Origin of the sequence: Plantibacter sp. VKM Ac-2876, assembly GCF_015350715.1 — a bacterium.
Lineage (GTDB): Bacteria > Actinomycetota > Actinomycetes > Actinomycetales > Microbacteriaceae > Plantibacter > Plantibacter auratus.
Genome location: NZ_JADKSI010000001.1, coordinates 1,166,234 through 1,191,488, shown reverse-complemented (window position 1 = coordinate 1,191,488; position 25,255 = coordinate 1,166,234). Strand labels below are relative to the sequence as shown.

24 protein-coding genes are annotated in these 25,255 nt (G+C 68.9%); 11 read left to right on the top strand and 13 right to left on the bottom strand.

Annotated features, from left to right (window positions below; genetic code table 11):
• Window positions 1-94 precede the first annotated feature (94 nt).
• Both ITJ62_RS05705 and ITJ62_RS05700 read right to left on the bottom strand, forming a co-directional pair.
• Entirely contained in the window at window positions 95-928 is an 834-nt protein-coding gene (locus ITJ62_RS05705) for a siderophore-interacting protein (protein ID WP_194600024.1), read from the bottom strand.
• Between the two features lie 63 nt (window positions 929-991).
• Complete coding sequence (locus tag ITJ62_RS05700) at window positions 992-2,470, bottom strand: MFS transporter (protein WP_194600023.1); 1,479 nt, start codon at window positions 2,468-2,470, stop codon at window positions 992-994.
• 136 nt (window positions 2,471-2,606) lie between these two features.
• On the opposite strand from ITJ62_RS05700, the gene ITJ62_RS05695 reads away from it, so the two are divergent.
• Both ITJ62_RS05695 and ITJ62_RS05690 read left to right on the top strand, forming a co-directional pair.
• Window positions 2,607-3,242 carry a uracil-DNA glycosylase gene (locus tag ITJ62_RS05695; RefSeq protein WP_158596626.1) on the top strand — a complete coding sequence of 212 codons (636 nt, stop codon included), beginning with the start codon at window positions 2,607-2,609 and terminating at the stop codon, window positions 3,240-3,242.
• Window positions 3,243-3,339: 97 nt separating this feature from the next.
• Complete coding sequence (locus ITJ62_RS05690) at window positions 3,340-3,552, top strand: hypothetical protein (protein ID WP_137242951.1); 213 nt, start codon at window positions 3,340-3,342, stop codon at window positions 3,550-3,552.
• 71 nt (window positions 3,553-3,623) lie between these two features.
• Here ITJ62_RS05690 and ITJ62_RS05685 read toward each other — a convergent pair whose 3' ends face one another.
• The 3 genes from ITJ62_RS05685 to ITJ62_RS05675 form a co-directional block, all read right to left on the bottom strand.
• Window positions 3,624-5,081, bottom strand: coding sequence for a catalase (locus ITJ62_RS05685; RefSeq protein WP_079704299.1), 1,458 nt, complete (start codon window positions 5,079-5,081; stop codon window positions 3,624-3,626).
• A 115-nt stretch (window positions 5,082-5,196) separates the two neighbouring features.
• A complete protein-coding gene (locus tag ITJ62_RS05680) occupies window positions 5,197-5,643 on the bottom strand; it encodes a Fur family transcriptional regulator (RefSeq protein WP_194600022.1) in 447 nt (148 codons plus the stop codon).
• Window positions 5,644-5,800: 157 nt separating this feature from the next.
• Window positions 5,801-6,412 (bottom strand): TetR/AcrR family transcriptional regulator, encoded by a 612-nt coding sequence (locus ITJ62_RS05675; RefSeq protein WP_064294065.1) that lies wholly within the window; start codon window positions 6,410-6,412, stop codon window positions 5,801-5,803.
• Window positions 6,413-6,531: 119 nt separating this feature from the next.
• Between ITJ62_RS05675 and ITJ62_RS05670 the strand changes: the two genes are divergently transcribed.
• Together ITJ62_RS05670 and ITJ62_RS05665 are read left to right on the top strand one after the other, a co-directional pair.
• Window positions 6,532-7,305, top strand: a complete 774-nt coding sequence (locus ITJ62_RS05670; protein ID WP_194600021.1) for a 1-acyl-sn-glycerol-3-phosphate acyltransferase — start codon at window positions 6,532-6,534, stop codon at window positions 7,303-7,305.
• Window positions 7,306-7,416: 111 nt separating this feature from the next.
• Window positions 7,417-8,337: a hypothetical protein gene (locus tag ITJ62_RS05665; protein ID WP_194600020.1), complete on the top strand. Its 921-nt coding sequence runs from the start codon at window positions 7,417-7,419 to the stop codon at window positions 8,335-8,337.
• A 10-nt stretch (window positions 8,338-8,347) separates the two neighbouring features.
• On the opposite strand, the gene ITJ62_RS05660 is transcribed toward ITJ62_RS05665, so the two are convergent.
• Window positions 8,348-9,430 carry an alpha/beta hydrolase gene (locus tag ITJ62_RS05660; protein ID WP_194600019.1) on the bottom strand — a complete coding sequence of 361 codons (1,083 nt, stop codon included), beginning with the start codon at window positions 9,428-9,430 and terminating at the stop codon, window positions 8,348-8,350.
• Window positions 9,431-9,624: 194 nt separating this feature from the next.
• Between ITJ62_RS05660 and ITJ62_RS05655 the strand changes: the two genes are divergently transcribed.
• Window positions 9,625-9,798: a CsbD family protein gene (locus tag ITJ62_RS05655; protein WP_064294062.1), complete on the top strand. Its 174-nt coding sequence runs from the start codon at window positions 9,625-9,627 to the stop codon at window positions 9,796-9,798.
• 93 nt (window positions 9,799-9,891) lie between these two features.
• A complete protein-coding gene (locus ITJ62_RS05650; RefSeq protein WP_194600300.1) occupies window positions 9,892-10,158 on the top strand; it encodes a GlsB/YeaQ/YmgE family stress response membrane protein in 267 nt (88 codons plus the stop codon).
• Between the two features lie 296 nt (window positions 10,159-10,454).
• Here the strand turns inward: ITJ62_RS05650 and ITJ62_RS05645 are convergent, their stop codons facing one another.
• On the bottom strand, window positions 10,455-11,006 hold the full coding sequence (locus ITJ62_RS05645; RefSeq protein WP_194600018.1) for a type 1 glutamine amidotransferase domain-containing protein: 552 nt from the start codon (window positions 11,004-11,006) through the stop codon (window positions 10,455-10,457).
• Between the two features lie 121 nt (window positions 11,007-11,127).
• Window positions 11,128-12,072, bottom strand: a complete 945-nt coding sequence (locus tag ITJ62_RS05640) for a DnaJ domain-containing protein (RefSeq protein ID WP_079704305.1) — start codon at window positions 12,070-12,072, stop codon at window positions 11,128-11,130.
• A gap of 150 nt (window positions 12,073-12,222) precedes the next feature.
• Between ITJ62_RS05640 and ITJ62_RS05635 the strand changes: the two genes are divergently transcribed.
• Together ITJ62_RS05635 and ITJ62_RS05630 are read left to right on the top strand one after the other, a co-directional pair.
• Complete coding sequence (locus ITJ62_RS05635) at window positions 12,223-12,474, top strand: type II toxin-antitoxin system Phd/YefM family antitoxin (RefSeq protein ID WP_194600017.1); 252 nt, start codon at window positions 12,223-12,225, stop codon at window positions 12,472-12,474.
• 5 nt (window positions 12,475-12,479) lie between these two features.
• Entirely contained in the window at window positions 12,480-12,737 is a 258-nt protein-coding gene (locus tag ITJ62_RS05630) for a Txe/YoeB family addiction module toxin (RefSeq protein ID WP_194600016.1), read from the top strand.
• Window positions 12,738-12,757: 20 nt separating this feature from the next.
• On the opposite strand, the gene ITJ62_RS05625 is transcribed toward ITJ62_RS05630, so the two are convergent.
• Both ITJ62_RS05625 and ITJ62_RS18955 read right to left on the bottom strand, forming a co-directional pair.
• Window positions 12,758-14,290 carry a methyltransferase gene (locus ITJ62_RS05625; RefSeq protein ID WP_370581837.1) on the bottom strand — a complete coding sequence of 511 codons (1,533 nt, stop codon included), beginning with the start codon at window positions 14,288-14,290 and terminating at the stop codon, window positions 12,758-12,760.
• Window positions 14,291-14,345: 55 nt separating this feature from the next.
• The gene (locus ITJ62_RS18955; RefSeq protein ID WP_228497837.1) at window positions 14,346-17,942 is read right to left on the bottom strand and encodes an efflux RND transporter permease subunit; all 3,597 of its coding nucleotides are present in this window, start codon (window positions 17,940-17,942) and stop codon (window positions 14,346-14,348) included.
• A 256-nt stretch (window positions 17,943-18,198) separates the two neighbouring features.
• Here ITJ62_RS18955 and ITJ62_RS05615 point away from each other — a divergent pair, with 256 nt between their 5' ends.
• On the top strand, window positions 18,199-18,579 hold the full coding sequence (locus tag ITJ62_RS05615) for a hypothetical protein (protein WP_064294055.1): 381 nt from the start codon (window positions 18,199-18,201) through the stop codon (window positions 18,577-18,579).
• A 19-nt stretch (window positions 18,580-18,598) separates the two neighbouring features.
• Here the strand turns inward: ITJ62_RS05615 and ITJ62_RS05610 are convergent, their stop codons facing one another.
• The 3 genes from ITJ62_RS05610 to ITJ62_RS05600 all read right to left on the bottom strand — a co-directional run bounded on the left by ITJ62_RS05610 (window position 18,599) and on the right by ITJ62_RS05600 (window position 22,763).
• Complete coding sequence (locus ITJ62_RS05610; protein ID WP_194600015.1) at window positions 18,599-19,171, bottom strand: hypothetical protein; 573 nt, start codon at window positions 19,169-19,171, stop codon at window positions 18,599-18,601.
• Window positions 19,172-19,180: 9 nt separating this feature from the next.
• Complete coding sequence (locus ITJ62_RS05605) at window positions 19,181-21,223, bottom strand: primary-amine oxidase (RefSeq protein ID WP_194600014.1); 2,043 nt, start codon at window positions 21,221-21,223, stop codon at window positions 19,181-19,183.
• A gap of 61 nt (window positions 21,224-21,284) precedes the next feature.
• Window positions 21,285-22,763: an APC family permease gene (locus tag ITJ62_RS05600; protein WP_194600013.1), complete on the bottom strand. Its 1,479-nt coding sequence runs from the start codon at window positions 22,761-22,763 to the stop codon at window positions 21,285-21,287.
• A 212-nt stretch (window positions 22,764-22,975) separates the two neighbouring features.
• On the opposite strand from ITJ62_RS05600, the gene ITJ62_RS05595 reads away from it, so the two are divergent.
• Window positions 22,976-24,466 carry an APC family permease gene (locus ITJ62_RS05595; protein WP_194600012.1) on the top strand — a complete coding sequence of 497 codons (1,491 nt, stop codon included), beginning with the start codon at window positions 22,976-22,978 and terminating at the stop codon, window positions 24,464-24,466.
• Window positions 24,463-25,188, top strand: a complete 726-nt coding sequence (locus ITJ62_RS05590) for a helix-turn-helix domain-containing protein (protein WP_194600011.1) — start codon at window positions 24,463-24,465, stop codon at window positions 25,186-25,188. Before ITJ62_RS05595 ends, ITJ62_RS05590 begins: the two co-directional genes overlap by 4 nt.
• Window positions 25,189-25,255: the final 67 nt, after the last annotated feature.

The following is a 25,255-nucleotide window of genomic DNA, read 5'->3' as shown; positions in this document are numbered from 1 at the left end:
AGCGGTCGGCCCAACGCGTCGGGGACACCCCGAATTCGGGTGATCGACCCAATTCACTGCGCGGTCGATCCGAACGCCGACACCACGCGGTCGATCAGTGCGCCTTGCCGACCTTCCAGTAGCCGCAGAACATGACGCGCTCCTTCGGCATGCCACCACGGACCCAGAGCCGACGCACGTTCGCCGCCAGGGACTGCTCTCCGACGACCCACGCGTAACACGGGGTGTCCGGCACCCCGAGCGCTGCCGCGGCGGCCAGCGCCGCTCGTCCAGGAACGTCGTGCGGATCCTCGCGCACCACCCATCGCAGCTCGACACCGTCCGGGACACGCACGTCCTGCGCGTCGGCGGCGGAGGGGATCTCGACGATCGCCGTCCCGACGGTCGACGCCGGAAGCGAGGTCAGAATGCCTGCGACGGCGGGGAGTCCGGTCTCGTCCGCGACCAGCAGCACCCGGTCGACGTCGGCCGGGAGGTTGAACATGCGTCCCTCGTCCAGCAGAGCCACCGCATCGCCCACCTCGCATGACTGGGCCCAGCTCGCCGCGGGCCCCGCAGTCCCCTCGGCGGCCGACCCGTGGATGACGAAGTCGATGTCCAGTTCCGGCCCGTCGGGACCGTCACGCCGGTAGTCGCGCACCGTGTAGTTCCGGAGCACCGGTCGCACGGACTTGGAGATCGCGAGGTATTTGGCATAGGCCAGCATGTCGAGTTTGGTCGGCAGCCGCTCGAGCCCACCTTCGGAGACCGGGATGAAGAACCGGAACCACTGGTCGTAGCCGAGGAAGGTGAAGTCGGCGATGTCACCGCCACCGAGGGTGACCCTGGCGATGTTCGGTGAGATGCGCGAGCGGCGGACGACCCGCAGCGTGAGGAGTGTCGCCGCGTCGGGTTTGATGCGCGCCGTCTCGGCATTCGTGCGAGCCACTCGAGCCCCTTCCTCCGGCGGCTCCGGCGGCCGCGACTGAGGCTACCCTAACTCAGGTCACCCTTACTTGGAGGATTCGGGTGCGACGGCGGCGACCTTCCGCGAACGGGCGTCGAGCAAGGCGAAGACGAGCGCCACGACCACGAAGCCGATCGTGACGAGGGTGCTGTTGCGATACGCGTCGTGATAAACGTCGAGCGACGCACCTGAGGCACCGCCGCCGTTCTCCGAGTACACCGTCGCGTAGAACGTCGCCGTCGCGGCGGCGAGCCCCACCGCGGTCCCGATGCGCTGGCCGAGCTGACCGATCGATCCGGCGACACCACCGGAAGCCACGGGGATGTCCGCGAGCATCAGCGTCTGGTTGGGGGAGATGACCGCGCCGCCGCCGATGCCGGCGAGGAGCATCGCGGCACCCATCGCGTACGGCGTGATCTCCGGGGGCGTGATGAACGCGAGGAGCGAGTTGAGACTGAACCCCACCACGACCAGTACGAGCCCACCGACGACCAGGGGGCGTCCGAGGCGGTCGACGACCCGCCCGCTCAACCACGAGCTGACGGCCGAGGCGAGCGCGAAGGGGATCGTGATCATGCCCGCGAAGACCGGCTCGAGCCCCAGTCCCTGCTGTACGAACAGCGTGAGCGTGAGGAAGGTGGCCGGCATCGCCGCGAAGTACGTCGTGGAGATCAGGACGCCGTTCCGATAGCTGCCGAGCTTGAACAGGGAGAAGTCGACGACGGGTGTCTTCCCGGCGCGTTGGTAACGACCCTCCCACCAGGCGAACAGGCCGGCGAAGACGGCGAACGCGACCAGCAACCACCAGCGCGCCGGGTCGTCGCCCGGGGAACCGGTCGTCAGGACGAACGGCAGCATGAGCGACAGCACGGCGAGACCGAGGAACACGATGCCCACCGGGTCGAGCGATCCGGTGCCCGCCTCGTGCGTCTGCTGCTTGGGCAGCAGCCGGGCGGCGATCGGCAACAGGATGATCGCGAGCGGGACGTTCATCCAGAAGAGGAGGCGCCAGCCGTCCTCCGGACCACCGATGGCGATGAGCAGACCGCCGAGCGTCGGTCCGAAGGCCGTCGAGAGGCCGATGATGGCGCCGAAGAGACCGAAGGCGCGGCCACGCTCCTTGCCGACGAACAGCTGCTGGATGAGCCCGATGACCTGCGGCATCAGCAGCCCTGCGGCGATGCCCTGGAGGATCCGACCGCCGATGAGGATCCCGACGCTCGGTGCGACGGCGCAGGCGAGACTGGCCGCCCCGAACACGCTCAGGCCGATCATGAACATGCGACGCCGCGAGTGCAGGTCGCCGTAGCGCCCGGCGGGCACGAGGATCAGACCGAAGGCCAGGGCGTACCCGGCGACGATCAGCTGCAGGGCGGTCGGGCCGGCGTCGAGCGCCTCCTCGATCGACGGCAGTCCGACGTTGACCTTCGAGAGGTCGAGGATCGTGAGGGCGGCGACCGACACGCAGATGGCGAACGCGCGCCACTTCGTCCGGTCGTCGGGGGCGGTTCGCTCGTCAGTCATCCTGGCCAGCCTAGGCCCGTGTCAAGCTGGTCCGCCCCGGCTTGACTGGCACGGATCCACCGTCCAGTGCAGCATCTTCAGCCTCAGAACCGGCTCAGACGATGACGGGGCAGCCGTCACGGGCTACGCTCGGAAGATGCATATGGATGCCCCTCGCGGGCTGCAAGACCCCGACGAACTGGCCGAACGACACCGCATGCTGGCCGAGTCGCCGGCACTCGCGCCGCTGCGCGATTGGTCGGACGCGATGATGACCCGCCGAGGACGGCGGCAGGCGGACCTCGTCCTCCCGCTCGTCGACCCGGCCGATGCGGCCGTCAACGCGAAGACCCTGATCCTCCTCGACGCCCCGGGGACCCTGGCCCCCGACAGCCTCGACGCTCCGGGATCCGGCTTCGCTTCGGTCGACAACGACGACCCGATCGCCGAGAGCCTCTGGAATCTGCGGAACGACATCGGCTTCGACGACGTCATGGTGTGGAACATCGTCCCGTGGTACCTGAGCGCCGGGCGGAAGAAGCCGAACGCGCCCGAGGTCGCTCAGGGAGCGATGGAACTGCGCGCCCTCCTGCCCCTCCTCAAGAACCTGCGCGTCGTCGTCCTCTGCGGACCCCACGCCCAGGACGGTTGGTGGAAGCATGTCGAGCCCCTGCTCGGCAACACCTACAGCGCCTTCAACGCTCCGCACCCCTCGCCCTTGTCGCTGAAGCAGCCGGGTCGTCGCGAGGAGATCGAGAAGGTCTTCGCCCGCGCCAAACAGGTCGCCGGCTGATCACACACCCCTTTTGCAACCCCTTCGCCCGTCGGGCGAGGGGGTTGCGTGCATCTGAGGCCTCGTTAGGGTCGATGGACGAGGAGAGGAGCATCACATGGACATCGGCACCATCGTCATCCTCGCCGCGCTCGTCCTCCTGGCGATCGCGGCCGTCTGGTACGTGTCACGGCGCGACCGCGCCGCCCGCTCGGCCGACGAACACCATTCGCACGACAATGACGCGGAGGTCGAGCGTGAACGCGCGAGAGGCCTCGCGGAGGGCACCGGCGGCGTGCCGCGCCGTGGCGGCGGCCCGATGGGGTTCTGACCCCGCGAGAGCGCAGCAACGGTCGCCATCCGCGAAGGATGGCGACCGTTCCGCGCGTTCGGCGGTGGGCTCTAGACGAGCGGCGGGAGGCCGGCTGCGACGCGTGCGCCCAGCGTGCCGTCGACGGCGGTCCAGTAGGCGATGACCCGGGCACGGAGCTCGGGGCGCGTCACCTTCGAGACGTGGCCGATGATGTTGCCGACGAGGCGGTCGCGGGCGGCGTCGTCGAGCACCTCGCGCACGAGGGTCCCGGCCTGGCCGAAGTCGTCATCCTCGGCGTGCAGCGTCGCGGCTGCCCGCACGAGCTCGCCGTCGGACTGCCAGCCGTTGGACTCAGCGGCGCGCGCAGGGTCGGCGTGGGCGCCACCGACCGAGTTGGGTGCGTAGACCGGCGCGTCCGCGTCGTTGAAGGTGTAGCGCATGGCGCCTTCCTTCGAGTACGTGTGCACCGGCGCGTGCGGGGCGTTGACCGGCAGCTGTGCGTGGTTGGTGCCCACGCGGTAGCGGTGTGCGTCCGCGTAGCTGAAGATACGGGCCAGGAGCATCTTGTCGGGGCTTGCCGCGATTCCGGGGACGAAGTTCGACGGCGCGAAGGTCGCCTGCTCGATCTGCGCGAAGTAGTTCTCCGGGTTGCGGTCGAGGGTCATCTTGCCGACCTCGATGAGCGGGTAGTCGCTGTGCGGCCAGACCTTGGTGAGGTCGAACGGGTTGAAGCGGTAGCCCGCGGCGTCGGCGTAGGGCATGACCTGCACGGACAGCGTCCAGCTCGGGTGCTCACCGCGGGTGATCGCCTCGGAGAGGTCGCGGATGTGGAAGTCGGCGTCCTCGCCGGCGATCTGGTCGGCCTGGTCCTGCGTGAGGATCTCGATGCCCTGGTCGGTCTTGAAGTGGTACTTCACCCAGAAGCGCTCGCCTGCGGCGTTGACCCACTGGTAGGTGTGCGACCCGAACCCGTCCATGTGTCGCCAGGAGCCCGGCAGGCCGCGGTCGCCCATGAGCCAGGTGACCTGGTGCGCACTCTCGGGGGAGAGCGTCCAGAAGTCCCACTGCATGTCGTGGTCGCGCAGGTGCGAGCCCGGGAGGCGCTTCTGCGAGCGGATGAAGTCGGGGAACTTGATGCCGTCGCGGATGAAGAACACCGGCGTGTTGTTGCCGACGAGGTCGTAGTTGCCCTCGCTCGTGTAGAACTTCAGTGCGAAGCCACGGGGGTCGCGCCAGGTGTCGGGGCTGCCCTGCTCACCGGCGACGGTGGAGAAGCGTGCGAGCATCTCGGTCTCGACGCCCGGCTGGAACAGCGCGGCGCGCGTGAACTGGGAGACGTCACCGGTCGTGACGAACCGTCCGAACGCACCGCCGCCCTTGGCGTGGACGACGCGCTCCGGCACCCGTTCGCGGTTGAACTGCGCGAGCTTCTCGACCAGGTAGTGGTCGTGGAGCGCGATCGCTCCGTCTGCGCCGACGCTCTGCGAATGCTCGTCGCTCGCGACGGGAGCTCCGCTGTTGGTGGTGGTGTAGCTGGTCTCGGACATGTCTCTCCTCGAGGGTGGGGCTGGTCGGACGGTCGGATGGATTCAGCACTGCCACCTTGGCGGTGACAGCTGACGATCGGCATGGAGGTGCCGTCGAGTGGTCTGTGGAACGGCGTCAGGCGGCATCCGCCTGGCACGCGGGGCACACTCCCCAGAACGTGATCTCGGCCGTGTCGATGACGTACCCCGCCGTGTCGTCCGGGTGCATGCATGGCGCCGTACCCTGCGTGCAGTCGACGTCGACCACGGCGCCGCACGAGCTGCACACCAGGTGATGGTGGTTGTCGTCGACGCGCAGCTCGTACCGGCCGGGATGGCCGTCCGGTTCGATCCTGCGCACGAGACCGGCTGCGACGAAGGCGTTGAGCACGCTGTACACGGCCTGTGGGGAGGTCTGCGGGGCTCGCGGCTTCAAGGACGCGACCACCTGCTCCACATCGGCGTGCGGTGTCCGGGCGAGGATCTCGAGGACGGCGAGGCGTCCCGTGGTCACCCGCAGCCCGGCTGCGCGGATCCTCGTGTTGAAATCGTTCGTCGCCGACTCCACCTCCGATCCGTTCATGCAGTCACCGTACCGAGTTGTTTTGAATTAGTCAAAATAAGGACTTCCCCTTCGCGTTGTCCCGCAGCCACCCAACTCTAATATCAGATATGAGTTGTGGACCGATGGATGACGCCGGATGTGGAGAATTCCCGGTCACGACGGGGGGAGGGCCGGGCTACAGCTCGACCGTCAGCAGAGGCCGCAGCGAACGTCGGGTCTCCTCGGCCATGTCCACCGAATCTCGGTCGAGCAGCCACTGCAGCTGCAGGCCGTCCATCATCGCGATGAGCATGCGCGCCGCGCTCGCGGGCTCGACGCCGGCCACCAGCTGGCCCTCGCGCGCCATCACCTCGAAGGAGACGGTCATCCCGTCGATCAACCAGCTGTACCGCCGGACGAAGTGCTCGTGCGCCGGGTGGTCCGGCGAGGTCGCCTCGGCGGACAGGACGCAGTGGAGCTCGACGAGACCGGGGACGCGCATGTTGTGCTCGACGAGGCGGAGGAGCCCGCGGATGCCTTCGATGCCGCTCCCGATCTCGATGCCGGACTCCTCTCGATCCCGGTCGTCGCGGAAGTCGAGGATCGCGGCGAGTAGATCGTTCTTGGTCGAGAAGTGGTGGAGGAGGCCGGCCTGGCTCATGCCCACGCGCTCCGCGACCTCGCGGAGCGATCCACTGCGGAACCCCTGCTCGGCGAAGACGTCCATCCCCGCCTCGAGGATCTCCCGGCGTCTCGCCGCCGTCTTGGCGTAGCTGCCGCGGGAGCGGCCCGTCTGCGTCACCGTCATCCTGCGATCGTATCGGGCGTGCGGTCCGCCGGCGAAGGGTTCCCGAGGCACCCCTAGCCCGGTACTTCCCCAGGTGTCCACCCCGGTACTTCCCCAGGTCCCTGTCGTACGGTGTCGCCATGAGACGCCGCATCGAGCCCGTGTACGACACCGCCGTCGGTGTCGGTCGCTCCCTCTTCGGCTTCTGGCGCCTGCGCCGTCACGCCACCGGTATCGAGCACCTCCCCGACGAGGGGGGCGCGGTGATCGCGATGACCCACTTCGGGTACCTCGAGTTCGCACTCGTCGAGTGGGCGACCGTGCTCCACAACCGCCGGCGTATCCGCTTCATGGCCAAGCAGGGTGCCTTCGACCAGCCCATCGTGGGCCGTCTCCTCCGGAGCATGCGGCACATCGCCGTCGACATGCGTGCCGGTGCGGCCGCCTATGCCGACGCCGTCGCAGCGCTCCGCAGCGGCGAGCTGGTCGGGGTCTTCCCCGAGGCCGGTGTCAGCGCCTCGTTCACCGTCCGCGAGCTCAAGTCGGGCGCGGTCCGCCTCGCGCAGGAGGCCGGCGTGCCGATCATCCCCGTCGCGGTCTGGGGCGGTCATCGCCTCATGACGAAGAACCACCGGGTCGGCTTCCGCGAGCGGTTCGGGGTCCCCGTGCACTTCTCGTTCGGCGAGCCGATCATCGTCGCGCCCGGTGATGACGTCGGCACGAGCACCGAGCAGCTCCGCGACCGTCTGCAGAGCATGGTCGACGAGCTGCAACGCGACTATCCCGTCGATGGGACCGGGGCGTGGTGGCAACCTCGAGCCCTGGGCGGAACGGCTCCGACGCCTGCCGAGGCTGCAGCCGCCGACCTCGAACGCGAGCGCCGACGTGAGGCGCGTCGACAGACGGCGAGCTGAGCGCACGTCCGCCGCGGTCTATCCTGTGGAGGTGCCACCTCTGACCTCGTCGACCCACCCCGCAGGGCATCGTCGCTCCGCCAGCCCGCGCCTCGAGCGGAGCGTGGCGCCGTGAGCCGCGGGTGGAACGGCTTCGTCGCGAAGTCGACGTGGCTCCCGAAGTCCTGGCGCGAACGCGCTGAACGCGCGCTGTCGGAGGGCCCCGCGACGCCGGCCACACCGGACACGAACGACGCCGAGTCCGCAGCGGACCACTCGTCACGGCGCACGCCGGATCCCACATCCCGGGCGACGCCGACACCCCCGGCTCAGCAGCCCGACGACTCGGCGCCACTGGACGACCGCGACGCGCACGCACCCCGGACACCGGTCGTCGGCCCGGACGTCGACGAGGCAGCACCTGTCCATGACCGGTCCACGATCGGCCTGGTCGACCCGGTCGCCCTCCCCGTCACCGCGTCGGCCCCGGTCGTCCCCCTGAGCGTCGCCATCACCGATTTCGAGCTCGCCGACGACTCCGTCATCGGCCCGGCATCCGTCCTCGACAACCTCGAGCTGACGAAGGCCGCCGTGACCCGCGTCGCGTCGGCGATCCTCACGACCGAGGGCCCGATCGCCGTCCCTCGCCTGGTGACCATCGTGGCCCGGCGCTTCGGCGTCGACCGACCGTCCGAGGAGTCCCGCACCGAGCTGTCAGCGCTGGTGACGGAGGCGTTCGTCGTCCAGAACGGTTTCGCCTGGCCCACCGGACTCGACGTCGTCACGTGGCGAGGCGTCCGCCGGGTCGTGCATCGCGACCACCGCGCGGTCACCGACATCAGTCCCGCGGAGATCTGCAACGCCATGGAGCTCGTGATCGCCGCGAGCCCCGAGCACGAGGTCGACCGCGAGCAGCTGCCGATGCAGGCGGCGTCCGTGCTCGGCTACGGTCGCCTCGGTGAGACCGCTCGACGCTGGCTGGACCTCACGCTCGCCCAGGCGGTGCTCCACGGTCGTCTCATCGAGGACGGCGAACGCATCCGTCTGCCCTGACGCCGATCGTTCAGCGGACGGGGGGACCCTGCTGGCCGAACGGCAGACTCGTGTCGGTGACGCCGTCGATGAAGGCGTCCATGCGCTGGAGGTTGAACCGGCCCTGGTCGTTGAGCAGGAACTGGTACTCGTGCTCGAGCCCCGGTCGGAAGTCCGGGTTGAAGATCATCGATTGCACGTCGACACCGAGGCCCTGGAGCTTCGCCTTGAACTCGACCGACTGCGGGTAGAGCGGATCCCAGTTGCCGACCGTGATGTACGTCGGTGGATACTTCGCCGTCAGATAGTCGACGACGGACGCTGACGCCACCTCCGGTCGGGTCTTGTAGTCGCGCGCTCCGAAGTAGGACCAGAGCACCGTGTCCAAGAACCACCCGAAGCTGCCCTCGGCGTTGACCAGGCTGAGGTCGTAGGCCCCGCAGGCGAGGACCACCCCGGCGAGCTGCTCCGGTTCGATCGGCGATTCGACCTTGATGGAGCTGGCGTACTCGGAACTCGTGACCACGTTCGCGACCTGGGCGGCGATCTGGGCACCGGCGGAGTCGCCGGCGAGGATGAGCTTGGACGAATCCACGTTGAGCGCGCGTGCGTTGGCGTCGAGGTAGCCGAGCGAGTCGGCGACCTGCTCGATGGGCAACGGGTACTGGCCCTCCGGCGCGATCGTGTACTCGACCGCGATCGCCGTGTACCCCTCGCCGGCCAGCACGCGCATGTAGTTGGAGATGAGTTCCTTGCTGCCGGAGATCCAGGCTCCGCCGTGTACCCACACGATCGTCGGGAGGGCTGCGCCACTGCCACGGACGCCATCCGGCGTGTAGACGTCGAGCAGCGCGTCGGCGTCGCCGGAGCGGTACGGGATGTCCCGCCGGACATCGACACCGTCGGGAACGTACTTCACGAGGTCGGATTGCACGACCTTGGCCCGTTCGTCGAACGCCATGCGGATGACCATCGAGCCCGGCCACGGGGTCAACTGCAACCACACGACGATCACCAGCGCGATGGCGAGGATCACGCCGATGATCCAGAACATCGTGTTGCGGACGACACGCAGGAAGCGCGCGAAGCCCGAGCGAGGGGGTGCTGTCCTCAAGCGATTCACCTCCTGGCGGGTCTGGACGGCGGCGCTGCCTGGCGGAACACGAACCTCCAGTCTCGCATTCGATCGCACTCCGCCGGCGCCCCGGAAGTTTTTCGACGGATTCCGTGACGAATGCCCGCCGAGCTGCGTCTTACCCGATGACCGGACATCATCACCGGTTTCCAACGCAGACGAAGGAGAACGCCATGAGTGCATCGGACAAGATCCAGAACGCCGCTGAGGACCTCGCGGGCAAGGCGAAGGAAGCTCTGGGCAAGGTCACCGGCGACGACAGCAAGGTCGCAGAAGGCAAGGCCGACCAGACGAAGGCCGACGCCAAGAAGGCCGGCGAGAATGTCAAGGACGCGTTCAAGCACTAGTCCTCGCGATACAGTGGCTGCCCCCGCTCACCGGCGGGGGCAGTAACACGGTCGACCGGCACCCCGTTCGATCCAGCAATCACATTTGGAGACATCAAGAGTTTTCTCGGCTTCCTGCTGCTCGGCCTCATCGCCGGCGCCCTCGCCAAGGCAATCCTTCCGGGCCGTCAGGGCGGCGGCTGGTTGATCACGCTGCTGCTCGGCGTCGTCGGAGCACTGCTCGGCGGCTGGCTCGGTGGCATCCTGTTCGGCGCGAACCTGCAGGAGTTCTTCTCCCTGCAGACGTGGCTCCTCGCCATCGGCGGATCCATCGTCGTACTCCTCATCTACGGCGCGCTGACCCGCAACAAGAAGGCGTAAGCGCCTCCACACAGCACTCGGACGCCCGGCCCCTCCAAGGGGCCGGGCGTTCGTGCGTGTTGGACGACGTCGCCGACAGCACGGTGTCCGCCGTTCCGGGGACTGTGCGAGCTCCTGAGTTCTGTCAAGATGACTGATGTTTGATTTCAGCATCTGATATGAGAGGAGGGGGTCTCATGGACTTCTACCGGAAGCTGCTCGAGCTGCTGCGCGCGATCTGCGGCTGGGTCTGACCCGCACGCACGAACGCCCGGTCCACCAGGACCGGGCGTTCGTGCGTCGCGTTGCGACCGGCGTCAGGCGTGCTGGCCCTCGTGCTCGCCTTCGCCGATCTCCTCGACGAGCTTCGCGTTGAAGGCCGGGAGGTCGTCGGGCGTCCGGCTCGACACGAGTCCCTGGTCGACGACGACCTCCTCGTCCACCCAGGATGCACCGGCGTTGCGCAGATCCGTCTTGAGGCTCGGGTAGCTCGTGAGTTCGCGACCGCGGACGACGTCCGCCTCGATGAGGATCCAGGCGCCGTGGCAGATCACCCCGACCGGCTTGCCCTGCTCGAAGAACGCCTTCGCGAAGGCGATCGAGGACTCGTCCACGCGGAGGTCGTCCGCGTTGACGACGCCGCCCGGCAGCACGAGTGCGTGGTAGTCGTCGGAGGAGGCCTCGGCGACCGCGACGTCGACGGGCTGGACGTGTCCGTTCTTGCCGGTCACGTCCTGGGTGGCGGGCGACACCAGTCGGGCGGTCGCTCCGGCTCCGGTGACCGCCTCCCAGGGGCTCGTCAGTTCACTGTCCTCGTAGCCGTCCGTGAGCAGGAAGGCCACCTGCTTGCCGTTGAGTTCTGCGCTCATCGTCGCTCCAATCCGTCAGCGTCGAGGCACCGTCCGGCGCCTCGCCAGCGACGATACGCTCGGCTCCACCTCGCGGACCCGGGCTTCCGCCGAGCGCGAACGGGGTTGCTCAGGTGTCGTGTCAGAGGCCGACGAAGCGGATGGTCTGCTGCAGGCGCGTGCGGATGTCGAACAGCTGGTTGCCACCCATGCGGTCGACGCCCGGAAGACCGGTGCGGAGGAGGTCGGCCAGGCGGGAGCGCTCGACGAGGACCGTGACCGGATGCTTGCGACCGATGAACTCCACCGACTCCGGGGTGGCGCCGTCCGGCACGACGATGACGGAGGCCGTGAACTTCACCCGGGCCGCCTTCGCGACGGTCCGCGCCGAGCGCACGATCGACCGGACGGGCTCCTCGCGAGGATCGAGCGTCTCGCCGACGACCTCTCCGCGGTGCACCCGGACCGGCCCACCCCAGTCCTCCGACTTGACCGCGAAGAGGCCGGTCGGGCCGAGGACGACATGGTCGAGCTTCGCCTCGCCCGGCGCCAGGACGTCGTGCCAGACCGTGTATCCGATGCCGAGCGTCGCCACGGTGCGCGCCGTCTGCTCCTCGGCGAGCGCGTTGGCCAACTGGTGCCGGATCTCGCGCGGAGCTGAGCGGACGAGCTTCGGGTCGTAGGGGTCGTCGAGCGGGACGCCGCGGCCGACCCATTCGCGGATGAGCCCGAGGTAGGCCTCCCGCGAGTCTCCGCCGGGGTGTCCGTAGGCGCGAGCACGAGGTCGCGAGTCGGCGCGCTGCGTACCCGACCGACCAGTGGTCGACGCCGACCAGGTCGGAGCGTCGTCGTCGCCCGCGTCGGAGGACGGCACGTTGCGCCCGCGGTCGTAGGCGGCCCGGTCCTGCTCGGTCCCGACGCGCTCCCAGGCGAGCTGGACGGCGTTGAACTGCCGCGCGCTTCCGCCGAGGTCGGGGTGGGTCTCGCGCATGAGCCGTCGGTAGGCCCTCCGGAGCTCGTCCTGCGTCGCCGTCGTGCTCACGCCGAGCACCTCGTACGGGCTGGCTGAGAGTGGGCTCTCCGGCATGGAGGGTGGTCGCTTTCTTCGGCGGCGTCGGTCGGTCCGACACGGCAGACTATCGCCATCACCTGGAAGACCGCCCGAACCGGCGCCCTGTCGGGGCTGTGGACAACTCCGACGAGCAGACGTACAGTTTGTTGTACTTGGAGGATGTCGATGCGTACCCTCAGTTATTCGGAATCCCGCGCGAACTACGCGGCCACCCTCGATTCGGTCCTCGACGACCGCGAGGAGGTGATCATCACCAGAGCGGGGCGGGACCCGGTCGTGATCGTCGCGCTCGACGACTACGAGTCCTTGAAGGAATCGGCGTATCTGCTCCGGACGCCGTCGAACGCACGTCGGCTCCTCCAGGCCATCGACGACCTCGAGGCCGGCAATGGCACCGAGCACGACCTGGTCGAGTAGTCGGCGTGCGGCTCATCTGGTCCGACGCCGCCTGGGAGGACTACTGCCACTGGCAGCAACAGGATCGGCGCATCGTCAAACGGATCACTCTCCTCCTGAAGGACATCATCCGGAACGGCAACGAGGGCATCGGCAAACCTGAGGCGCTCAAGCACGGCTTCCAGGAATTCTGGTCACGACGGATCACCGACGAACATCGACTGGTCTACCGCCTCACGGACGACGGCGTCCTCATCGCCCAGGCACGCTTCCATTACGAGTAGGGCCAGCGTGCCGGAACACCTCAGGAGCTCGGCAGGAGGATGCCGTCGTCCAGGAGTGCGCGGACCCGGGGGAGGAGTTCGGCGCGGAGTTCCGCCGCATCGACCTCGACGAGCTGGGCGATCGCGTCGATGATGGCTCCCAGGGTCAACTCGCCGTCGCAGGCGCCGACGAGCCCCGCGAGGCCAGTGTCGATGCCCACCGAGCGGGCCAAGCCGCCACCCTGCCGCAGGGTCATCGCCGTCGGATCCTCGTCACCGGGCCAGTAGTGGCGCTCCTCGGTGACGTCGCCCGCGAGGATGACGCGTTCGCCGAGCAGCTGCTCGTCGTCGAGCGCGACCTGCCAGTCGTGTGCGAGGAGACACACGGCGAGGTGCGCACCGAGCCCGGCGGCGTTCGAACCCGCCTGACCGTGCAGCCGCTCGAAACGGCGCAGCGGATTGGACGGGTCCGATCGACGGAGCAGGACATACCCGAAGCCGACGCCGGTCACGGCCCGAGCCGCGAAGTCGTCGAGCCAGGCTCCCGCGAGGCGCTCGAACTCCGGCGTCCCGAGGCGGGTGCCACCGTCCCGGATCCAGGTCTCCGCGTATTCGGCCGGATCCTGCACCTCGCGCTCGATGACCCAGGCGTCGACCGGTTCCCGACTGCGATCCACCCACTCGGCGACGCGCTCGAGCCCGTCGGCGCCCTCGCGGTACTCCCAGTTCCCGAGGAACTGCGCCACGCCGCCGGGCGTCAGGTGCCGGGCGGCCTCGAGGAACACGGACTCGACGAGCGCATCGCCGACGAGACCGCCGTCGCGGTACTCGTAGCTCGGCACGCCCTCGGCACGCGGGGTGATGACGAACGGCGGGTTGGAGACGATGCGGTCGAACCGTTCACCGGCGACGGGTTCGAACATGCTGCCGTGGCGGAATTCGATCGAGTCGATGCCGTTCAGGTGCGCGTTGAGCGCGGCGAGCTCGAGGGCTCGTTCGGAGATGTCCGTCGCGACCACGTGATCGGCGATCCGCGACAGGTGGAGCGCCTGGATGCCGCACCCGGTACCGAGGTCCAGTGCCGTTCCGATCCGCTCGGGGAGGATGATGCCGCTCAGGGTCATCGATGCGCCGCCGACCCCGAGGACGTGCTCTTCGCCGAGCTCATGACCCAGCGCGAGCTCGCCCAGGTCGGAGGCGATCCACCAGGCACCGCTCCCGTTGGCATCGACCCAGGCGTACGGACGCAGATCGATGGCCGGGGCGACCGATCCGTCGTCACTCAAACCGACGAGACCGAGCTCCACCGCGCCGTCGAGACCGAGCGACGGCAGAGCACGCGTCGCGTCATCGGCCCCCACGGCGACACCGAGCACGAAGAGTGTCGCCAGTGTCGCGATCGGTTCCGCGCCAGCCGTCCGGCGGCGTTCGTCGAGCGAGCGGATCGCCACGACCCGGTTGGAGCGGTGCAGGGCGGCCTCGGCCGTCTCACCCCAGAGGCCGCGCACCCGTTCCACCGTGTACCCGGCCGCGTCGAGGTCGGAACGGAGGAGGTCGATCAGTCGCTGGTCCACGCCCACCAGTGTGCCAGCTGCGGGGTGGGCCGAGCCGCCCACCCCGCAGCCGCCGTCAGCGATCCGTCGTCAGGATGGCGTCGAGGTCCTCCTCGGTCTGCTCGTCGTGCTCCTCGGCCTCGCGCTGAGCGGCCTTCGCCTCGCGCTTCCGCTCGCGCTTGGCGAGACGGCGCTCGGTCCGTCGCTCCAGCAGCAGGTACAGCACCGGCACGAGGATGAGCGTCAGGAGCGTCGACGACACCAGGCCGCCGATCACGACGATCGCGAGCGATTGCGAGATGAACACCCCACCGCCGGTGAGGCCGAGCGACATCGGCACGAGCGCGAAGATGGTCGCGCAGGCGGTCATGATGATCGGCCGGAGACGGAGTCGGGCTCCGTGCAGGACCGCGTCGTCGATGCCATCGCCCCGAGCCCGGTACGAGTTGACCAGGTCGATGAGGACGATCGCGTTCGTGACGACGATGCCGATGAGCATGAGGAGGCCGATCATCGACGGGATGCCGAGCGGGGTCCCCGTGATGAGCAGGGCCGCGATCGCGCCGGTCGCCGCGAAAGGCACGGAGACCAGCAGGATGAGCGGCTGCAAGAGGCTCCGGAACGTCGCCACCATGACGATGAAGACGAGCACGATCGCGATGAGCATCGCGAGGCCGAGCTGCGCGAACGACTCCTCCTGGTCCTGGGCGACACCACCGACCGAGGCCGTGACCCCGCTCGGCAGGTCCAGGCCGGCGAGGCCCTCCCGGACCGCGAGCGTCGTCGCGCTCAGGTCGTCACCCGTCGGCGTCGCCGACACGGTCACGGTGCGGACGCCGTCGATGCGCGTGATCGCCGCTGCGGCACGTTCCTCACCCACCTGCGCGACAGCGCTGACCGGGATCGGGACGGCGCTGACGTTGGCGAGGTCCTTCTGCGCCTGGGTGAGGCGGTCAGCCTCAGCCTGCTGTTCGGCTGCCTCGCTCTCGGCGTCCCGCATCGCGGTCAGCTGCTCGTCGATGGTCGTGATCGAACCCTGGAGCTGGGAGATGGCATCGCTCAGCCCGGCGAGTTGAGCGGCGCGGGCCTCGTAGGCCTGTCGTGCCGCCTCCTCCTCCGGTGTGGTGGGCGTGACCGGCGGCACCTCGACGGGAGCCGCTTGCAACGCGCTCAGCTGGGCCCGCAGGGCGTCGAGCTGCGACGCCGCGGTCGATCGGGCCTCCTGGAGTTCCGAGCGCTGGGTGGCGGCCTGGGATGCCGCCTCGTCCTTCGCACGCTGGGTGGCCTCGTCCTGTTCGGCCGTGAGGGCGTCGGTCGCGGCCTTCTGGGCCGCGGCCTGCTGCAGCGCGCTGACCGGAAGAGGGAGCGCGGCGATCTCGGCCGGTGTCGTGCCGACCCGCTGCGAGCGCACGATGATGTCGCGAGACGAGCCCTCGAGGATGACCGAACCCATCGGCGTGCCTCGGAGCGCACTGGCGATGGCCTGGCCGACCTGTTCCTGCGTGAAGCCGTACCGGGCGGCGGCGGCGCGGTCGACGTTCACCTTGAGCAGGCCCTGCTCGTCGGCGAGGTCGCTCGTCGCATCGCGGAGGCCGTCCGTGCCGCCGAGCATGTCCTGCACCGCGGCCGCCGCTGTCGCGAGCGCCACGGGGTCCTCACCCTGCAGCGTGACCTCCATACCGCCTCCGCCACCGGTGAATCCACCGGCGGCGTCACCGACGGTGACCTCGCCGACGTCGTCGAGCTTCGCCACGGCCTTCCGGATGGTGTCGGCGACGCCCTCGCGTGAGCTCTCCTCACCGACGGTCACGCTGATCTGTGCCGTGTTGCTCGAGCCGTTCCCACCGACGGTGGTCAGGTATCCGGAGACGCCGGCGGTCTTCGCGAGGACCGCTTCGATGGCCGCGGCCGCGTCGCTGGTCACGTCGAGGCTCGTCCCCTCGGGGAGTTCCTGCGTGACCGTGACGGTGTTCTCGCCCCCGATGTCGCCGAGGTAGTCGGTCTTCAGGAACCCGGCCGAGACGATCGTCCCGGCGAACACGACCGCCGCCACGAGCAGGGTCACGACCGGACGCTTCAGGGCGGTGCGCAGGACCGGCAGGTAGGCGCGCTGGAGCTTGGAGTACGCCTCGGACTCGTCCTCGACGACGGACGCCTCTTCGGTGGCCGCGTCGTCGGTGGCCTTGCCCACAGCCGGGGCGGAGGAGCCTCGCATGAACCAGTACGCGAGCACCGGCACGATCGTGAGCGACACCACGAGGGACGCGATGAGCGCGACCGACACGGTGACGGCGAACGGTCGGAAGAGCTCGCCGACCGTCCCGCCGACGAAGGCGACCGGGAGGAACACTGCCACGGTGGTGATCGTCGACGCGGTCACGGCCCCGGCGACCTCGCGGACAGCCTCGACGACACTCGTGGTCGTCATCGCCCGCCCGGTGTGCCGACGTTTGATGTTCTCGATCACCACGATCGAGTCGTCCACCACGCGTCCGACGGCGACGGTCAGTGCCGCGAGCGTGAAGATGTTGAGCGAGTAGTCGCCGATCCACAGCCCGATCATCGCGATGAGGAGCGAGAGCGGGATCGACACGGCCGTGATGATCGTGGACCGGATCGACAGCAGGAAGACCAGGATCACGATGATCGCGAACAACAGCCCGAGCCCGCCCTCGACGGAGAGGTCGTGGATCGACTGCTCGACCATCGGCGACTGGTCGAAGACGACGGTGAACGCCGCACCAGAGCCGAGCTCCTGCTCCAGCCCGGGGAGGGCGTCGCGGATGGTGTGGGCGAGTTGGACGGCATTGGCCGACGGGTCCTTGAGGATCGTGAGCGACAGCGACGGGAGACCGTCCGCCCGGGCGATGGAGGTCTCGGCGGCGGGCACGAGCTCCACGTCCGCGACGGCGGAGAGCGCGAAGGGCCCGTCCTCGTGCTGGATGGGGAGCGCCTGCACCTCGGCCAGCGAGCCGACGGCCGAGCCGACCTCGATCGAGAGCTCCTTGCCGGCGTCGACACTCGTTCCGGCAGCCGTGACGACACCACTCGCTTGGACGGCCGCCATGACCTCCTCCGCGGTCACCTTCTTGGCAGCGAGGTCGGCCGGACGCATCGTGATGACGAGCTGCGTGGCGTTCTCACCCGCGAGATCGACCTGACGCACGCCGGCGATCCCACGGAGCGCGGGGAGCACGGTGGACTCGACCTTGCCTGCGAACTCGCCGGAGTCGTCCTCGGACGCGACCGCGAGTTGCAGCACGGGGATGTCGTCGCTCCCACCGGCGTAGACCTCGGTGGTCGTGTCGTTCGGGAGCGTGCTCTTCAAGCCGGCGAGGGCGCTGCGGATGTCGCCGACGATCTTCTCGTCGTCCTGGCCGAAGTCCCAGCTCACCTGCACGGACGTGGAACCGCTGATCGACGTCGAGGTGATGCCGGTGACGCCCTTGACCCCCTGGACCGCCTGCTCGACGGGCTTCGTGACCTCGCGCTCCACCGACGACGGCGAGGCGCCGGGGTAGGTCGCGACCACGACGGCGCCCGGCTGCTGCACGGACGGCAGCAGTTCCTGCTTCAGGGAGCCGACCGCGAAGAGTCCGAAGACCACGATCGCCGAGGTGATGAGGCCGACGATCAGTCGATTGGCGAGGCTGAGCCTCGTGAGGAATGACATGGAAGGACGGGCCTCTCGGTCGCGGAGTGGGCGCTGTCCGCCCCACTCCACGCTATGGAGCGCGGCCACCGACCACATCCGCATGAGGATGGACCTGATGCGACCCCGGCATCCGCCGATCGGACGACATCGGTGGTCCTGCGGTACCAGCCTCGGGCGCGAGGGAGCTGCGCCTTGACGGCACGGTCCATCGATACCGGGCGTACCCTTGATACCCGAGTGCGCGCCGCGGGGTGCGCCGGAGCGAGGAGGGTACGTGGATCTGCAGGCCGTCGACCTCCCCAGGTTGCGCCGCGACGCACAGCTCGAGCGCGAGGTGATCATCGAGCACCGCGCCCGCGACGGCGAGGACCCCTGGGACTTCCTGCCCTCGATGCCGACGGTCGACGAGCTCGTCGTCGCCGTCCTCCGGGACGACGCGCTGCACGCTCGGGGTCTGGCCGCCCAACACGCGATGGCACGGCTGGCCGGGTACTCGTCGCTCGATGACGCCCAGGACCACCGCGACAACGCGGACCACCTGGAGTACGAGGTGCTCCGTGAGATCGCCCGCGTGCACCCTGAGCTGACCCGAGCGGTGTGGCGGATGTCCGGCAAGGTCGCCCGGCCGCCGTGGGAGGGCGACGACGCCGAGTGAGTCGACGCCGCCGCCCGGGTCACATCGCTACGGCGAGCCCCATGGTGACGACGGAGGCCGTCATACTCGCAACCTCGACGACCACCACCCGCTCGCGTCGTCGAGCCGCCTCGACGGCCAGCCGCGTGGACAGGATGACGAACCCCGCGATGCCGCCCGCAAGCAACACTACTGGGAGGGCATCCGTCCCGATCCGATGTCCTGCCGGGTGCATGCCCGATCCTGCATATATGTTCCCGGCGGCATGACCCGCCATGCTGCACACGAGACCCGCCATGATCACGAGGCCGCTCGAGGTGTGCACGGTCATCGCCGCACGATGTCGTGTGGCGGCCAGCGCGACGGCGTCGTCGACCGGGGCCGGCAGGCCGGCGATGGACCGAAGCCGGACCGCCGAGGCGACGGCGAGGACGATCAGGACGACGGCCCAGAGCAACGGATGCAGGATCCCGACACCGGTCGCCAGGTCGAGCATCGCCGCGAGCATGACGATCGCGGCCACGAGGTCGAGGGGTCCGCGTCGGCCGCCGACGGTGCAACAGGCGCCGACGGCGGCCGGGACGAGCGCCCCGAGATGGAGGACCTCGCTCATCGCCGCGACCTAGTGCCCGTGGCCACAGTGCTCCTCGGCACCCTGGTCGTGACCGCCGTGTCCCACGTGCGCGGCACCGGTGTCGTGCGAGCAGTGCCCGACCGCTTCATTCGGCGGGACGTTCAGGGTCGGGTTCTTGCCGAAGAAACCGTAGGGCTTGAGCGTGAACCGGGCGTAGTCCACCGGCATCACCGGCCAGTCCTCTGGACGGGGGAAGTGCGTCGGCCCGAAGGTGTGCCAGAGCACGATGTCCTCGCCGTCGATCGACTCGTCGCCCTCGATGAACCGCGTGATCCCGTCGCCACCCGGGTTCTGGTGGACGAAGTCGCCCGCCGCGTATCGTTCAGCCGGGTCGTACTTCGTCACGAAGAGGTGCTTCGTCGCGAACTCCGCCCGCTTGGCGATCGACGACGACGCATCGGCCATGAGCGTCGGCGACTCCTGCGGGTACAGCACGTACCCCGTCGGGCGTCCCATCCGGTTCGTCTTCTCCGTATTGACGATGTGCCAGGCTCGAGCGGCCGAACCGTCCGCCACGCGCCCGGACCCCGCTTCCGTGCTGAGCCGCGTGACCCGCTTCGTGAAAGCGTTGCCGTGCTCGTTCCCCGGCCCGATCGGCACCCGGACCGCGTCCACCTCCTCGACCGCGTTCGACAGACCGTCCACCATCATGTCGAGCCGGGCCGAGAAGAGGTGCTGGTGGTACGGCCCACCGAGACCGGGCGCGACCTCCGAGGCGTACGGGTAGTCGGCGCCCTCCGCGTCGAGCCCGGGGTACGCGGAGGTGAACAGGATGCCCGTCAGCTTCGACTCGCACTCGATGGTGCCGTCGAGGTACAGGTACCAGTAGAACCCGTAGTCGTAGTTGCCGACGGTCGTGAAGAACGAGATGACCAACCGACGCGACCGCCGGACCTCGTTGGAACCGGTGTACAGGTCGGAGTGCTTCCAGAGGGTGCCGAAGTCCTCCTCGTGCATGCAGATCCCGTTCTCGATCGTGAACGGGTTGCCGAGCTCATCGGCGAGCACCGCGTCGAAGTACTTGATCTCGCCCACGCAGTCGCACCCGAGCGCCAAGGAGTTCGTGAACCGGCCGAACAGGTACTCGCCGGTGTCGAAGTAGTTCTGCCAGAAGCGCACGGGGGAGGGGTCACCGTAGGGGACCAGCATCTCGTTGATCGACGCCCGGTAGATGATCGGGCGTTCCTCGCCGGCGTCGTCGAACGAGAGCTGCCGGAGGACGAGGCCCTCACGGACGTCGAACCCGACCTGGAACCGCCAGTTGCCCCACTCGACGAACTCGCCGTCGACCTGGAAGCTCGGACCCTCCGGCTGGGTGATGACGATCGGCTTGAGCGAGGAGAGCGGAGCACCCTGGACCGCCGGGTCGTCGAAGTTCCCGGGCTCCGCCGGGATCGCCAGGGCGGTCGCGTCGATGAGGCGGGTGATCCGCCGCGCCGCGGTGTCGACATAGGCGCTCAGCCCGTCGACGGGGTGGGCCCACGGGTGGTCGGCCGGGTAGTCCTGACGGAACGCGAGGACCCGGACGATCCGGCGCCCGACCTCCTCGGGATAGTCGTAGAAACCTGCGGACAGCGGGACGACCTTCACCTCGTCGACCGTGCAACCACGGGCGGCGAGGGCGGCGACCCACCCCTCGTCCTCCGCCACGATCTCCGCGATGGCGTCGAACTCCTCGATGAGGATCGGCAGCTGGCCGCGGGAACCGTCCAGGACGACCGTGCTGAGCCGGGACCCGCTGTCGACGGACACGACGTTGTCCGTCGATCGACCCGTGGCCATGTCGAGCAGCATCACGCGGGCGAGGCGTTCCGGCAGGGGACCGTCGCCGGCCTGCCAGGCGAGCACCGCCCGCTTGTGGGGCTCCTCGAGCCCGACGTAGGCGAACCGGGTCGTCTCGGTGAAGTCGTCGAAGCCGGTGACGACGTCGCGGATGCGGTCGAACTCCGGCGCGGACAGGCTGGCGAGCGGGTGCTGGACGGGCGTGTCGCCGTCGGTGCTGCGCAGGGTGGTGGGGTCGGTGATGGTCATCGTGATGCTCCTGGTTCGGTGATGCGGGTGGTCGCGGGTGGCGAGGGGAAGGGTCGGATGGTCAACCGCCGATGGCGTCCATGACGTCGGCGTAGGCGGCCGGGCGACGACGACGCAGGTACGCGGCCTGCAGGAGGCCGACGACGGGGCAGACCGCGATGAGGGCGAGGAGGACGGCGCTCACGGTTCCGAACACGGGGTTGCCGCCCGCATCCACGTCTCCCACCAGCATCGGGAAGTAGACGACGATCACGACGGCGGAACCGACGAGTCCGATGAACCCGAGGCCGGGTGCGACGACCGTGTTCCACACCCGCCGATCCTGCTTCGTGCGAGCGAAGTACACGATCACCGCGAGGCTGGTGACCGCCATGAGGATCGCGATCGCGAGGGTCGCGACGCCGGCGAACCAGGTGAACACCTGCAGGACGGGGTCGAGACCGAGCACGGCGAAGACGACGATCAGGATCGCCGCGGTGGCGCTCTGGACGAGCGACGAGGTGTGCGGCGAGAGGTGCTTGGGGTGGACGCCGCCGAGTCGGCCCGGCAGGACGCCGGCGTTCGACATCGTGTGCTGGTACCGGGTGATGACGTTGTGGAAGGACAGGACGCAGGCGAACATGCTCGTGATGAGGAGGACGTTGATGACGAGTTCTCCGACCGGGCCGAGGTAGAGCAGGGTGGTGCGGAGGATCATCGCGCCGGGATCCTCACCGGCCACGGCGAGGACGTCGTCCGGGCCCCAGGCCATGACCAGCGCCCAGGAGGCGAGGGTGTAGAACAGGCCGATCCCGATCACCGCGATGTAGGTCGCCCGCGGGATCGTGCGAGACGGGTCCTTCGCCTCGTCTCGGAAGATCGCGGTCGCCTCGAAGCCGATGAACGCCGCGATCGCGAACATCAGTCCGACACCGGGCGACCCGGAGAACACCTGCTCGGGCATGAACGGCTCGGCCGACAGCCCGTCGGCACCACCGGTCACGATGACCGCCCCTGCGAGGACGAGGACGATCCCGACCTCCGCCACGAGCAGGACGCCGAGGACCTTCGAGCTGAGGTCGATGTGGCGGTAGCCGAGCAGACCGACCACGGCGATCGACGCGAGCGAGTAGAGGTACCAGGGGATCTCCGGAGCGCCGAGACCGGCGAAGGTCACGCTCAGCAGGTAGCCGATGTAGCCGTACACCGACACCTGGATGGTCGTGTAGGTCAGGAGGGCGAGGAACGCCGACGCGAGGCCGGCCGGTTTGCCGAGCCCGTATCCGACGAAGGTGAAGAAGGCACCCGGCTTGGGGACGTGCCGCGTCATGGCCGAGAGTCCGACGGCGAACAGCAGGAGGATCACCGCGGACACGACGTACATGCTCGGGAAGCCGACCCCGTTGCCGAGCAGGATGCCGAGCGGTGCGGCTCCACCGACGACCGTCAACGGCGACGCCGCGGCGACGACCATGAAGACGATGGCGGTGACGCCGAGCGATCCCTTCAGGGATCGGGTGGGCTGTCCGGCATCGGTGGCCGGACCTTTCGTGACGGTCATGGACACTCCTCGAGCAATGCGGCGGTATCGGGACGAGGCCAGCATCCCGGTCTCCTGTTGCCGCCTCGTCTCGTCGCCGTAACACCTGCTCGGCACCGAATGAGACCGGTCGACACCGCTGTCTCATTTGACGGTCATGAAGCCGAAACACGCCCGCCACGCCGGTGCAACGGGACGCGCCTAGCCTGAACGACGAGGAGGAGGTGAAGGACGTGACGGCTCTGGAACGTGCGATCAGCAATCCTCCGAGCGTCCGCGGTCTCGAGTCCCGGTCACCGGTCGACGGCCTCCAGCGGCGCAGTGTCGGGTTCGTCGACGTGTTCGCCCAGTCCGTCTCGGCGGTGGCGCCGTCCGCTGCTGCGACGACGATCCCGTTGATCGTCACCGTGACCGCGGGCGGGGCGACCATGTGGTCGCTCGCCATCGCGATGCTGCTGTCGTTGCTCGTCGCCACCACCGTGAACGTGTTCGCGAAGCGCATCGCCGCGACCGGCTCGCTGTACACCTTCGTCTCCAAAGGGCTCGGAACGGGTGCGGCCTTCGTCACGGGCGTCGCGCTGCTCATCGGGTACGGCTTCATCGCCATGTTCGCCCTGGCCGGTGCCGGGTACTACCTGTCGATCCTGCTGCACCGGTTCTGGCCCGGCATGCCGAGTTCGACGGGTGTCGTGTCCGTACTCCTCGTCTGCATGGCCGTCGTCTGCCTCGTCGTGCTCGTCCGCGGGATCCACCTGTCCACCCGGGTGACCCTGATCGTGGAGAGCGCCTCGGTCGCGACCATCCTCATCCTCGTGGGCGTGCTCCTGTCGCAGCTCGGACCGACGCCCGACTGGGCCGCGCTCGGGCTGGACGCCTCCCCGGAGCACCTTGCGGTCGGATCGGTCCTCGCCGTGACCGCCTTCGTCGGATTCGAGAGCTCCTCGACGCTCGGCGTCGAAGCCCGTCGGCCGTTCGCGAGCATCCCCCGGTCCCTGGTCTGGACCGTCGTCGGCGCGGGTCTCCTCTTCCTCGTCACCTCGTACAGTCAGCTGGCGGGCTTCGCGGCGTTGGGGGAGGACATCACCGCGACGCGGACGCCCATCAACGACCTGGCGCTGGCCTTCGGCGTCGAATGGATGGGGCTGCTGCTCGACCTGTCTGTCGCTGCGTCGTTCCTCGCCTGTGCGATCGCCTCCATCACGGCGTTCTCGCGGGTCGTGTTCTCGATGGGTCGAGAGGGGGTCCTCCCGTCGCGCCTCGGGACCACGCACGGCCGGTTCCGTACGCCCCATGTGGCGATCATCACGGCTCTGGCGATCGTCACGCCCGTCTCGGTGCTCGCGCTCGTGCTGACCGGAGGAGCCTGGGCGGCGATGCAGGTCCTCATCGTCGTGGCCGCGGCCGGGTACATCACCGCCTACGTCCTCGTCTGCATCGCAGCCCCGGTCTTCCTCTGGCGGATCGGGGAACTGACGCTCTGGCCGCTCCTGCGAGCGGTGGTGGCCGGGGTGTTGCTGTCCGTCGCGCTCGTCGTCTATCTGGTCGTCGAGAGCGCCGGCGAGCGGGCTGTCGGCGTCTGGGTGTTCCTCGTCACGATGGCGCTCGGCATCGCGATCTGGGCGATCCGGCATCGACGCCGACCGTGGCTGAGTTCGACCGTGGGGGTCTACGACGAGACGGTGAGCGCCGACGTGCTCGGCGGACCGTCCGCGGAGCCCCGGTGAGCGGCGCGGGCGAGCTCCGCGCCCGACAACCGAAGGCCGTGCACAGCGCGCTCTCCGTGCTCGAGGAGGTCGCGCGATGCGGTGCCGGTGTGACGGCGCAGGAGGTCTCGGCCGGACTCGACATGCCGAGGGCGACCACGTACCGACTCCTCAACCTCCTCGTCCAGGACGAATACCTCGTCCGCATGCCCGATCTCCGTGGATTCGCGCTCGGACGGAAGGTCGTCGAGCTCGCCCATCTCGTCGCTCCAGCACCACCCCCGCTCGCTGCGCGCGAGGTGATCGGACGATTGCGGTCGAGCGTGCGAGGCGGCGTCCACCTCGTACGGTACGAGGGCGATCGGATCAGGATCGCGGATGCGGATCCCGACTTCCCGTTGAGTGACGAGCAGCGGATCGTCAGGCGTCTCGACACCTCCGCGATCGGGCGTCTGCTCCTGCACGAGCTCGCTCACGGCGGATACGACTGGTCAGGACTCGTCCAGCGGCCGTTCCGGGACGCCGAGCCCTTGATCCACGACGTCGAACGACTCGGGTACGCACGGCAAGTGGGTGAGGTGACGCCCGGTCACGGTTGCCTCGTGGTCCCGATCCGGGACGACCGCGGCGGTCTCGTCGCGGGGCTGTCGCTCTCGGCACCGAGTGAGCGGATCGAGCGCCCCGCCGCACTCCTCGACCTCTTGATCGACGGCTCGCGCCAGCTGCAGCCGCTCCTCGTCTGACCGCCGGACGTCCGTGTGACATCAGCCTCGAGAAGGCGCATAATCAGAATATGCAGCCAGCTGATCG